The organism is Flammeovirga aprica JL-4, assembly GCF_012844305.1.
GTDB classification, from domain to species: Bacteria; Bacteroidota; Bacteroidia; order Cytophagales; family Flammeovirgaceae; genus Flammeovirga; species Flammeovirga aprica.
Window position 1 is genome coordinate 1 of sequence record NZ_JABANE010000073.1, and the last position, 12,603, is coordinate 12,603.

Sequence of the window (12,603 nt, forward strand, 5' to 3'; positions counted from 1 at the left end):
TACAAAAAACAAAACCAAAATAAAATTTGGTTGAATTATGAAATAAATTTGCTTTTAAACACAGTTCGTCACTTGGAACTGACAATTGGACAAGTCTCCCGACTTGCGAAAGGCATCAATTACCTCACTTACCATACATTCATTTGCACAATACTATTATCCCGTTATTGTCATTTTCTCTTAAAAACAAGATTTTAATCTGTATTATGTTATAGTATTTATTGAAATCTGCCTATATTTAAACCGTAGGTTTTTACCTAAGTTTAATGCCGGTAGCACAAAACGACCAATTGAATAAAATCAACTATCTAAGAGATGGATTTTGTAAGAGGCTTCAGTGGACTGCAAATAATATTAAACATAGCTGTCTATAAAAATAGATTAAACGAAAGAATAGAAGTAGGAAACGGGAAGTATGGCAAAAAAACAGCCCCAAACAAGCAAAAGAACAGATCCAATTTCTTTTTGATAGTATGTTAAATTCGAATAATGTAAAAGCATAACTGTTACAAAAACAAACTGAAACTTTAATTGAGCTTAGAGATTTACTTTTCAATAGGTTGATTTCTAGAAAATAACAATATACAAATAATGAAAAATATTACTTTTTATAGTTATTTAATATATGTAGATGGCAATAGATTAAATCATTCACTATTTTCAGATAATTATGTGTCCTCTAAACATAAAGAATATTCTGATAACTCTGGAAAGAGTATATTTCAGATTGAGGTAAAAGATTTTAATAAAGATTATCTCAACCTTTATTTCTTAGATGGAAAAACCAATCCTAGGCCGAATTTTGTTGTAAATGCAGAAAACTCTCAAAAAGAAAGGAATCCTAGAAAAGGTAATCAAGTGGAACCAAATGAACATTTTGCACTTGTAGATTTTGAGAACGGAATTCTTTGGATTGATTCAACCTCTAAGTCTAAAAAAAATAAGCTGAGAAATTTTTTTGATCTTATCTTTATGTCAAATAAGATTGACATAAAAGAAGTTTTTTCTGAGAATGAATTTCTTGAAAATTTAAATGAGTTAACAAAGGTGAAGTTTTCTGCTGTTCCAAATCTATTTTCCGGGTCAATACCTTTATCAAAAAGGTTAATTGACGAAATGTATGGACCTACTGTAGCAACTTTAGAATTAAAATTTGATAATAAAAAGAATATACCTTTTGATTGGATTAAAAATATACTTGACAATAAGGTTAGTATTAAAAACTTAATTATTCAAGGTAGAGATAGTGAAAATAGAGAATTAATTTTTAAGGAATCAATTTTTATGAAAAAGCTGTCCTTTAAAGCTAGAGTTGATCAGCATGGGAATTTTAGTATTCAAAGTGTTTTTGATAAATTATATAATGAAATAGAGGAATTGAAGGAAAAGAATGAGTAAAATTAAATACATAATAATTATTCTAATAGTAACAATTATTGGTTCAAATAGACCTGAAGTCAAAAATGATCCATTGTATAATTATATTCTTACTTTTTTATCTATTACTATAGGTTTTTGTATCACAGCACTAACAATCATTGGAAGCTCTAAATTTTCTATAAAACTATATAGATTAACATCTGAAAAAGATAGATCAAAAACTTTACTTCATGAATTAACAAACAATTTTAAGAATACTTTGTACTTATTTGTATCTGTTGTTATCCTAATAATCATTGATGCACTTGTGAGCCCAATGTTTTTTTATAAACATACTGTCTCTTTGGAACTTGCTTTTCTAAGCACTAGTTTTGAATTTAGTTTGAAATCACTTCTTTTTATCTTTATTATTTTTTTATCGACAATTGGAATAGTCTCTTTTACTAAATTGCTAAAAGAGTTTGTTGATTTTATCATTCAAACAGCAAAACAAACTGATTTATAAATAATCTAAGACAGATTATAAAATCAAGATTATTTGACTTTCAAAGAAAAAACAAATAGAATGACATTCGATACACTAGAAATAAAAGACTTTAAAGGTATACAATCCCTTACGGTAGAAGGATTAAAGAAGATCAACTTTATTGTAGGGAAAAATAATAGTGGGAAAAGTTCGCTATTGGATGCTATGTATTTAATAGCGAAACAAGGCGACCCTAGATCAATCATCGAAATTTTTGAAATTAGACAGTCTTGGGTACGCAAAGGAGAAGATTTGAAATTTTTATTTCCAAAAGGGAATGTTCAAAAATATGCAGATGTAATTGCTCTTGAAGGTGAAAAGTCGTGGGGAGTTAGACTTGAAGCCTATAATGGTGATGTTAATGGAGGTCATTTAATCGGTCTTGAAAATATTGACTTAGAAATAGATGGAGTCAAATTATTAGTGGAGAAGTCTACCAAAAAAGAAAGTCTTTTAAGAAAAGGTGATAAAGGTTTTTCAGGACAATCAAAAAGTTCTATTTCTGTAAGGCAACATAACGACACAACATATTTTAATCAAAAAACACCTTTTGAATTTCAGTTTAATGATACTCAGAAAGGCTTACTTGTAAATTATGTTCCCTCAAGTCCTACTTACCAGAATTTGCTGTCAGGAACTAAAGATGTCGTTCAAAAGAGAAAAAAATCAGAGTTAGTTGCTGTTTTAAATGAAATTGAACCTCTTGTTGAAGATATTGAGATCTTAGGTGAAGAAATTGGGATTGGATTAAAAGGTTGGGAAGAAATCGCCCCATTGAAAACCATGGGTGAAGGTTTTGTAAAACTTTTTGGTTTGGTGGTTGCCATGCTCAATGCGAAAGATGGAATTTGTCTAATTGATGAAATTGAAAATGGATTACATTATAGTGTTCTTGAAAAAATTTGGAAACATGTAATACACGTAGCAAATGAATTAAATGTTCAATTGTTTATTACTACACATAATATCGAAATACTTGAATCTTTTATTAATAGTGTAGAGGATAATGAACAATTGAAGCAAACGAAGAAAGAAACAACATTGAATAGAATCCTCTTTCACCCTGAAAAAGGACATTTGGCTCAAAGCTATTCTTTTGAGGAGATTCAAAAACAAATTGAACTAGGTAACGAATTAAGAGGAAGATAAGATGGAGTTAGTAATATATTTAGAAGGGGATGCAGATATCCGTTTTTTAGAAGACTTTGTTGCTTATCATTTTCCTGATAAAAAAGAGCATGTGTCATTTATCAATGTTGGAGGAAAAACAAGTCTACCTTCGAAGAAAAAAGATTTAGAAGAAGATAGCTTCAATGATAGAAAGTCTATTATCATTTTTGATGCAGATGATACAAGTAAACCTAATGGAGGAAAAGAAGCTAGTCTAACCTTCCTTCAAAACGAACTAGAGAAAATAAATATTTCTCATATTGAAAATGAAGATATTTTCTTATTTCCCAATCATAATGAAGAGGGTGACTTAGAAACTTTACTAGAAAAACTTATTCCTGAAGATAAATTAGATGTATTGAATTGTTTTAGTAGTTTTCAAATATGTTTAGAAGCTGTTAAAGATAATTTTAATCCACCTCTTAATGTTCCAATCAATAAAACTAAAATGTATTCTTATGAAGATGTTTTAGGAACAAATAGAAAAAAATGTGCTGAATCAAATCGTTCTTATTTGACTGATCATTGGGATTTAGAAGCTGAATCAGCAAAACCATTATATGATTTTTTAGAGAAATATTTAACATAAATACCGTTGACTTAACGCTGCATTTATTTTAATTTAGGTGGTCAAATAGGTGGTCAAATAGGTGGTCAAATAGGTGGTCAAATAGGTGGTCAAATAGGTGGTCAAGCAGGAATAATCATATCCTTATCACACAATACTATATTATCTATAGTAGGTTATCTTTATGTATCAATAGAACATTAGTAAGATTTCTCCCCAAAAAAACGTCTCAATTAAAAAAATGCCTCTTCACCAAGTCACTATACACCAATCAAATTCAAATGTTGGAACATCAAAAATCAAAAAAATACAACTCTCCTTTATTCTGCATTACTAAATAATAAAGCCCCTAAAAACCCTTTAAACACTGTTTTTATCAAGTGCCAATCTGTATAATGGCACGTGCTTTTGATTCTTGAAACCCTAAAATAATTCAACGGTGCGATTGAGAAGCCTACGCTATCTACTTTAGCACAAAATGAGTGTAATGATTGACCGGCGTCATTACAATACTGTACACAATTTTTGTATGAAATGATTATGAAACTAATGCTCTCTCAATGGCTCTTATTGATAGGTTGCCTTGTCATACCTATGTCGAGTCTCTACTCCCAACAGGCCGATGGTAAAGAAGTTTACCTTCAAGGCTTCCACTGGGAATCCGCTGATGCTAGTTCTAAGGATTGGTGGATCAACTTAAACAACAAAGTAAACGCTATTCAAGCAGCAGAAATTGATGGGGTATGGTTGCCTCCTTCTTCTGATGCGGCGGATAGAGCAGGTTATTTACCACGTAAATGGTATGACCTTAATTCCAACTATGGTACTCAACAAGAACTAATTGATTTAATTGCTCACCTCAACAGTAAAGGCATCGTATCTATTGCTGATATTGTGATCAACCACAGAGTTGGTTGTACAGATTGGGCAGATTTCTGTGAACCTACATTAGGCTGTAATGCAATTACTTCTGATGATGAGGTGAATCAGCAATTTCCAGGTCAGGGTTGTGGTGACTTTGATACAGGTACGCCTTATAGTGCAGCTAGAGACATCAACCACAATGATTTCGAGACCAGACAAGCCATCAAAGATTGGATGAACTGGCTGAGATCCGACATTGGTTATGCAGGTTGGAGATACGATTTTGTTCATGGATTTGGTGCAGGATTCTTTGCGGAATACAATAACGCTACTAATCCTTATATTTCTATTGGTGAAAACTGGACAGGCGATACGCAAGCAATCATCAATTGGATGGATGGAACACAAGGTACTTCTACGGCTTTTGATTTTCCTTTGAAATTTGCATTACATGAGGCTGTAAATGGCAATTATGGTGCATTGAACAATGGTGGTAAGATGCCAGGTGTGGCAGGGGTTTGGCCTCAAAACTCAGTGACTTTCCTTGAGAATCATGATACAGAACCAGTTCGCCAAGGGGATCACCCAGGTTCGGCTTTCCCGAATGATCCAAGTTCCAACTCTCAAATTCTTCAAGGGTATGCGTATATCCTAACGCATGCAGGTTCACCAATGGTTTTCTACTCTCATTTATTTGATTATGGAATTTATGATGAGATTGCGAAGATGGTGGCATTGCGTAAAGCCAATGGCATTTACAACAACAGTACGGTGAGCATCCAACAATCGGATGGAAACGGGTATGCGGCGATTATTGATAATAAAGTGGCGGTGCGTATTGGTAATACTTCTTGGTCTCCAGGTGGAAACGGATGGGTATTGCAAGCTGATGGATTGAATTATTCTATCTGGGATAAAGGTGAGGGTGTGAATGAAGCACCATTAGTAAACATCGATCCTTCCATTTTACAATCAGACACTCCTGTACAAGTAACGCTTTCAGCAGTGGATGATCAGGATATTAATCTGCCAATTTATTATACAACAGATGGAACAACACCTACTACTTCTTCTACTCAATTTACTGGTGCTTTCACTTTATCTTCAACAGCTACTGTAAAAGCAATTGCTGTGGATAGTGGTGGAAAAACAGGTTTTGCTGAGCAAAAATATTATATAGGTGAGCCTTTGCCAGAAATGGAGGTTTACGTTAGAAAACCTGCAGGCTGGGGAACACTTTATGCACACCATTGGAATGCAGTGCCAGCAGGTGTGAGTGCTGATACAGAATGGCCGGGTGTTGTCATGGAAAAAGTAGCGGATACACAAGACTGGTACAAAGTCACGTTACCTGGTGTTCAAGAAGCTAGTTATGTCTTCCATGATTTCAATGGAAATCAAGATGATGATATTACAATTTCAGGTACAGGATGGTACGATCAAGGTACAGTTTCATCGACTTGTACAGTGGATTGTCCAGATGTGGTTGATCCTGTGGAAGTGACTGCAAGTATTTCACCTCAGTCTACCAATTTTGATAATCAAATAGCAGTAACACTTTCAGGCACACCAAATGCAACACTTTACTATACATTAGACGGTGCTACGCCTTCTACTTCTTCAGCAGTTTATCAAGGAGCCTTGACTATTACAGCTACTACAACTGTGAAAGCAATTGCTGTATTGAATGGTACTTTATCACCGGAAGTTTCTGCTACCTATACTTTGAATGATGATGATACAATTACTCCAATTCCAGCAAAGAAATCGAAATTTACTTGGGATAACGCAACGGTCTACTTTACAATGACTGACCGTTTCTATGATGGAGATGCATCGAATAATAATTCTTATAACAGAGGTAAAAACGGTAATGGCCAAAACTATACGGATGATTCTTCAGCGGGTGAATTCCATGGTGGAGATTTGAAGGGTATGACAGCCAAATTGCGTGAAGGTTATTTTGAGTCTATCGGTGTCAATGCCATCTGGATTACTTCTCCAGTAGAGCAAATGCACGGATGGGTTGGCGGTAGTTCTGATGGTTCATTCCGTCACTACGGTTACCACGGTTACTATGCCATGGACTGGACTGAAATTGATCAGAACATGGGTACAGAAGCAGATTTCCAAGAGTTTGTAGACGAAGCACACAGCAGAGGAATCCGTGTTGTTGTGGATGTGGTGATGAATCATACAGGTTACGTGACCATGCAAGATATGGAACAATACAACTACGGTTCTGTGGATCCGGCTTGGAGATCTTGGCAACCTGCAGGTGGAGAATCATGGCATTCTTACCACGAGAAATTTGTAGACTACAATAGCGGAGGAACTTGGATTTCAAACTATTGGGGTCCTGATTGGATGCGTCACCCAGATATTGACGGTTATGATGGTTGTTCTTCAGGAGGTGGAATTGATAACTGTGTTGGTTTCTTACCAGACTTGAAAACAGAAGATGCAGGAGAAGTGGGTATTCCACCAATTTTAGTGACAAAGTGGACACAAGAAGGAAAATTAGATCAGAAAAAAGCGGAATTAGATGCTTTCTTTAATGCAACTGGCCTGCCGAGAGTAGTTTCCAACTATATGATTTTCTGGTTGACAGATTGGGTGAGAAAATACGGTATTGATGGATTCAGAATTGATACAGCCAAGCACGTTGAAATGGACCGTTGGTCTAGATTGAAGCAATATGCCATTCAAGCTTTAAAAGATTGGAAAGCGGAAAATCCTGAAAAGAAAATGGATGATTTAGAGTTCTGGATGACGGCTGAAGTATGGGGTCACGGTAAAAACAAATCGGAATACCATACAGACGGTCAATTCAACTCTGTGATCAACTTCAACCTGAAAAATGATGCGAGAGTTTCATCACGTGATGCTTCTTCATTGGAATCACTGTATTCTGAATATGCAACAATCAATGACGACCCAACTTGGAACTCATTAAGTTACTTATCATCTCATGATGTAGTGCCATTGTTTGACAGAAATAGCTTACAGTCTGCCGCGCCAGGTTTCTTATTATTACCAGGTGGTATTCAAATTTTCTATGGAGATGAAACAGGTCGTCCAGAAGGAAACTGGAGTGACGCAGAGCAAAATACGCGTTCTGATATGAACTGGGGCAACTTCAATACAAGCCAACATGAAGTGTGGAAGAAGTTGGGTACTTTCCGTAGAGATCACCCAGCAGTGGGAGCAGGTTCTCACCAAAAAATTGGAGATGCACCGTATACTTTTGTTCGTGATTATAACAATCAAGAAATGGAAATTGCAGACCGTGTTATTGTAGCTGTGGGTGCTCAAGGTAATGTGACTTTCAATGTTTCTGAATATTATGAAGAAGGCGATACGATTGTAGATCATTACACAGGAGCTATGCAGGTAGTAGCAGGTGGTCAGGTTTCATTTAATGCAGACAGCGAAGGCATTGTTTTATTATACAGTAAAAACTATACTTTCGTTTCTAGACCAGTGCTAACGATCTCTCCTGATACAAGATATGACGAAAACAGCATTACAGTTTCTATCTCAGCAGTAGATGCTGACGATCCAAATCCTAGTATTTACTACACTTTGGATGAGAATGCAGATCCAGCAGATTATATGAATTGGACGGCTTATGTTGGACCTTTCACCCTAACTGAATCAGCAACTGTAAAAGCGGTAGGCGTCAATGCTGAAGGACGTACAGGGTCAGCAACAAAGTCTTATTCTATTGGTCAAATTGACCCAATAACAGTTTACTTCTACAAGCCATCGGATTGGGGTTCTGCCAATATGCATCACTATGATGCAGAGCCAGTTGGTGTTTCTGACGATACAGTTTGGCCGGGTGTTCAAATGACAGATATCGGCAATGGTTGGTATGAAGCATCAGTGACAGCTTTAAGTACAGGAATTGTATTTAATGACAACGGTGGAGCACAATCAGATGACCTTTCAAGAGAAAGAACAGGTTGGTACAAAGACGGTCAATGGACAGATACTTGTCCTGGAAATTGCCCAGGTCCTCAAAAGCCTGAAGTGATGATTTCTCCAAATGGAGGTAATTTCTCAAGTGGAAGTGTAAATGTGTCGCTAAGTGCCACGCATGATGGTGTTCTTTATTATACATTGGATGGAACGGAGCCAACTCAAGCCTCAACACCTTATACAAGCAGTATTCCTGTTCAAGGAGTAGAAGGAGAAACGGTGACTTTAAAAGCAATCGCATACAATGGAGAAGGTGCTTCTTTAGTAAAAACAGCGACTTACACATTCAATCCTGTACAGTCATTTACGATTTATGCAAAAGGATATTCTCATGTGTATTATTGGGAAGTGGCTCAAAATGGTACTGTGGTAGAAGAAAATCCAGTGGCATGGCCAGGAGTTGCCATGGTTTCTGCTCCAGAAATCGGAAGCGGATGGATGAAATATGAAGTCACAGGCGGTACTTGTGCCAATGTTATATTCTCTAACAGTGGAGGTGGTCAAACAGGTGATATGAGCACTTGTGGCAATGAAGGTAAAGGCTATGAGAATGGACAATGGGTAGAAATCAATACAGGAGTGGATGAGACAGATCCAACATTGGGAATGACGCCCTCCTCAACATTCAGTGGATCAGGTACCGTAACCCTTACTGCTTCTGATAACTCAGGAGTTGCTCCAACAATTTATTATACTGTAGATGGTACTACACCTACCACATCATCTCCTTCAGGAGTAGGTAGCGTATCGGTTACATTAAACACCGTAGGGACTCACGTAGTTTCAGCCTTTGCCGTAGATGCATCTGGAAATACATCAGCAACTCAATCCACAACGTATGAAGTAACTGAAGCAACAGGCGGTTTTACAGTCTACTTCCAAGGTGTAAATAATCCTTTGATTCACTATTGGAGTGCGGTGCCAGCAGGAAGCATCACAAGTACAACTTGGCCGGGTGTAACGATGACAGAAGAAGCAGATGGATGGTGGTCTTTCGAGTTCCCATCAAGCGTAGCCTCCATCAAACTATTATTCCATAATAATGCAGGTTATCAATCTCCTGATTTGACAAGAAACGCAACAGGTTGGTACAGAGATGGACAGTGGTACGACCAAAAGCCAATCGATCCAACAGGTTTGACAGTACACTTCAAAAGTTCATGGGGAAATAGCACAAAAATTCACTATTGGAGTGCTTCCAACGGGGCATCTTCAGCATGGCCTGGAGAGAATATGATAGATGAAGGAAACGGTTGGTATAAGTTCACGATTGAAGGTGCCACTTCTTCCAATTTACTTTTCCATAACGGTAGCGGAGCACAAACAGCAGATTTATCCAGAACCAATGAGGGATGGTACAAAGATGGTGTTTGGTACAACTCCAATCCTGAGCAAAGTGCAACTCGGTTGGGATTTGACCTTGAAGAAGAATTACAAGTGAATGTCTATCCTACAGAAGTAACACAACAATTGACGATCGATTTAAATGCTCAAAATGCATTAGAGGCCATGATCATGGTTTTCGATCTTAATGGTAAAATTATTTCATCAGAAAGACATCAGTTTAATGTTTCAAATAAACAACTGAAATTGGATACCCAAGGTTTTTCATCTGGTTTACATTTAATCAGAATTGAAGTGAAAGATCAGGTCATCACAAAGAAGTTTATTCGTAAATAAAGACTTATAATTCATATTGAAGCACATAGTAGAAATGCTATGTGCTTTTTTGATTTGTAATAAAAAAAAGGAGTGTATTTTTACTGGCGCAAGTGTTAAGTCGAAGACGTCACTTGTGTCTTACAATTGAAGAAGTCTCCAGACTTCCGATAGACAAAAAAATAGAAACCTAAATAAATATTTCAATCCTATTTTTGTGTACCAATAAAAATCATTTTCAAAAACATTCTAAATATGAAACCAATTGTGACAGCTCAAGAAAACAAACATTTTTATTGTTGAATCGGAAGTCTGGAGACTTTTCCGATTTGTAGACACAAGTGATGCCTCCGGCTTAACACTTGCGCCAGTTGGGGTAGGTCCACTAATTGGATAGTGAGTCTTTGATTTATTATAAAAAAAAGGAGTGTACCACTAACTGTGTAAACTCCTCAATCTTGTAATGTGAGTAAGTCAAGTTTTCACTTACTACAGTCACTTTATTTTTTTGGTATATCTTTTCTCTTCGCTTTAGGCTTTAAAAGATTATTCACCCTTTCATATTCCTTTTTTAATTTTCTATTGTCGGGGTCAAACTTAAGATCCATTTTTAATTTTTTATGTAATCTTTTTAGTTCCATCTTTTTCAAAGACCTCGGACTATCTTTTTCGATAAATGTCTTTTTTGTATTTTTCATGGCCAAAGATAAAAAACATCTTTAAGAATAACGGTATTTAAAGGTCAGATTAAGATATATTACTGTATGATACACCTTATGTTTTTTATTTTTGAAGACCTGAGAATTCTTCCATTTTTGGATACAATTGACACCTACGGCTTAACATTTGCGATAGAGATTTTCAATAGAAAATATTCTATCTAGACTTGTAACAAATATTTATGAAATACTTTATTATTCTATTGGTAGTCGCAATTTTAGCATTCTTATTTCATTTGAGTATTATGGTTAGTGGAATTGAATTTAGTAGGTTGTTTATTATCAAAACAGAAGAGGATTTTATACTTGCAAATGTTTTTTATGTAGTCGCTTTAGTTACGTCTTTATTTTTGAAGGATCGCTTTATTATTCGAATAATATTAGGAGTTTTGTCCATTGCAATGATGACTATTGCATCAGATTTTCAAGACAATAAATATTTTTGGGTAATGTATATAAATACTCCTCTGTTCATGTTAACCTATTATATTCTTGATAAAAAACAAAAAAGAGAAAGAAGGTTTTGATATAATGTTCATAAAGACAACTTAATTGCAGCTTCTAGAATTATCAAATTTCCTTGCAAATGCATTGGTGCGTGGGGTAGGGAGTCTATAGAGTTCTTAAAAATATAGACACAAGTGGTGTCTATGGCTTTTTACACTTGCACTATTGGTTAAGAAGCTGACTCAGTTGATGAGTCAGCAACATGTTTTTTAAAAGAAGTTTTTATTCTTCAATCATCTCTGCCTCTACAGGTTCTGTTCTTGAAAATGAGAATAATTCATATTCGCTATCTTTCAATAATGGATTTTTTGATTTTACTATAATAGACATTCCATCAGAAGATAAGGAAAGCTCTGCGGTGTTATCCCAATAAGAATATTTAGAGTTGCTATTTGATGGGTTTACAACATAACCTTGATTAGTTGTTACCCATAAAAAACTGCAAGTCCATTTTCCTTGATCATTATGTTTGATGATATTTTTAATTCTCGCAGAGCCAATTGTAAGTTTTGTGTAGTTACCTTTTGTAGACCTGTAAATGGATGAAGCTTCCATTCTGACAAATTTTCCAGATGTGCCATTGATCTCAATAATGCAATCGCCTCCATCCCAAAAACCAATTACACTTGTTGTTACACCGTAATTTGTTTTTAAAACAGGGTCTTTAGAGTTACTGAAAATTTGAATGGTAGGGCTATAAGAACCTGGTTCAGTACCTTGAATTTGTGCTGATTGTGGAAGGTCTTCTTCGGTGATTTCAAGACCTACTAATTCCATAGCCATTTTTCGACAACCTTGGTTTACTTGATACGTACTACCTTCAACATAGGAAGTGGCAGGGTTTTCTATTCTACCAGTCTGTAAGTCAATTAAAAAACCTTCTAGATAATAGGATTGATTATCTCTTGTTACTTTAGATACACAGACGTAATCAGCACCGGACATAGCTCCTAGTTTTTCTCGTCCTTCCTCTGATACCATACCAGATTCCTGAAAATTCATTTCCTTCATCATTTGGTCAATGTCCATTCTCGTAAATGCTTCGAAACCCGTTTGCATACTAATCGATTTTGTGAGTTCACCCCTTACCATGTTTTTAACCATCAGCCCTACATCTTCAGATACAGTGATGGTTTCGAGCATAGCCACTTTTTTTACTTGGGCGTGATTGGCTGTAATACAAAGAAAGAAGAGGAGTATTGTTTGAATAGATCTCATTTGTTATA

Annotated in this window: 8 protein-coding genes; 6 read left to right on the plus strand and 2 right to left on the minus strand. The window is 35.7% G+C overall.

The window, feature by feature from the left end; translation table 11 throughout:
• Positions 1–591 precede the first annotated feature (591 nt).
• From HHU12_RS22420 to HHU12_RS22440, 5 genes are all read left to right on the plus strand, one after another.
• Positions 592–1,398, plus strand: coding sequence for a hypothetical protein (locus HHU12_RS22420; protein ID WP_169658977.1), 807 nt, complete (start codon positions 592–594; stop codon positions 1,396–1,398).
• The gene (locus HHU12_RS22425) at positions 1,391–1,885 is read left to right on the plus strand and encodes a hypothetical protein (RefSeq protein ID WP_169658978.1); all 495 of its coding nucleotides are present in this window, start codon (positions 1,391–1,393) and stop codon (positions 1,883–1,885) included. Before HHU12_RS22420 ends, HHU12_RS22425 begins: the two co-directional genes overlap by 8 nt.
• 60 nt (positions 1,886–1,945) lie before the next feature.
• Positions 1,946–3,055, plus strand: a complete 1,110-nt coding sequence (locus HHU12_RS22430) for an AAA family ATPase (protein WP_169658979.1) — start codon at positions 1,946–1,948, stop codon at positions 3,053–3,055.
• Position 3,056: 1 nt separating this feature from the next.
• Positions 3,057–3,665: a DUF3226 domain-containing protein gene (locus HHU12_RS22435; RefSeq protein WP_169658980.1), complete on the plus strand. Its 609-nt coding sequence runs from the start codon at positions 3,057–3,059 to the stop codon at positions 3,663–3,665.
• Positions 3,666–4,184: 519 nt separating this feature from the next.
• Positions 4,185–10,172: a starch-binding protein gene (locus HHU12_RS22440; RefSeq protein WP_169658981.1), complete on the plus strand. Its 5,988-nt coding sequence runs from the start codon at positions 4,185–4,187 to the stop codon at positions 10,170–10,172.
• Positions 10,173–10,651: 479 nt separating this feature from the next.
• On the opposite strand, the gene HHU12_RS22445 is transcribed toward HHU12_RS22440, so the two are convergent.
• A complete protein-coding gene (locus tag HHU12_RS22445; RefSeq protein WP_169658982.1) occupies positions 10,652–10,849 on the minus strand; it encodes a hypothetical protein in 198 nt (65 codons plus the stop codon).
• Positions 10,850–11,052: 203 nt separating this feature from the next.
• Here HHU12_RS22445 and HHU12_RS22450 point away from each other — a divergent pair, with 203 nt between their 5' ends.
• Positions 11,053–11,397 carry a hypothetical protein gene (locus HHU12_RS22450; RefSeq protein ID WP_169658983.1) on the plus strand — a complete coding sequence of 115 codons (345 nt, stop codon included), beginning with the start codon at positions 11,053–11,055 and terminating at the stop codon, positions 11,395–11,397.
• A gap of 202 nt (positions 11,398–11,599) precedes the next feature.
• Here HHU12_RS22450 and HHU12_RS22455 read toward each other — a convergent pair whose 3' ends face one another.
• Complete coding sequence (locus HHU12_RS22455; protein ID WP_169658984.1) at positions 11,600–12,595, minus strand: hypothetical protein; 996 nt, start codon at positions 12,593–12,595, stop codon at positions 11,600–11,602.
• Between the last annotated feature and the right edge of the window lie 8 nt (positions 12,596–12,603).

Excerpts from the sequence above, each read along its gene's own strand:
- HHU12_RS22450 (WP_169658983.1), top strand. The coding sequence starts at position 11,053 with ATGAAATACTTTATTATTCTATTGGTAGTCGCAATTTTAGCATTCTTA.
- HHU12_RS22430 (WP_169658979.1), top strand. The coding sequence starts at position 1,946 with ATGACATTCGATACACTAGAAATAAAAGACTTTAAAGGTATACAATCC.
- HHU12_RS22425 (WP_169658978.1), top strand. The coding sequence starts at position 1,391 with ATGAGTAAAATTAAATACATAATAATTATTCTAATAGTAACAATTATT.
- HHU12_RS22440 (WP_169658981.1), top strand. The coding sequence starts at position 4,185 with ATGAAACTAATGCTCTCTCAATGGCTCTTATTGATAGGTTGCCTTGTC.
- HHU12_RS22435 (WP_169658980.1), top strand. The coding sequence starts at position 3,057 with ATGGAGTTAGTAATATATTTAGAAGGGGATGCAGATATCCGTTTTTTA.
- HHU12_RS22445 (WP_169658982.1), bottom strand. The coding sequence starts at position 10,849 with ATGAAAAATACAAAAAAGACATTTATCGAAAAAGATAGTCCGAGGTCT.
- HHU12_RS22420 (WP_169658977.1), top strand. The coding sequence starts at position 592 with ATGAAAAATATTACTTTTTATAGTTATTTAATATATGTAGATGGCAAT.
- HHU12_RS22455 (WP_169658984.1), bottom strand. The coding sequence starts at position 12,595 with ATGAGATCTATTCAAACAATACTCCTCTTCTTTCTTTGTATTACAGCC.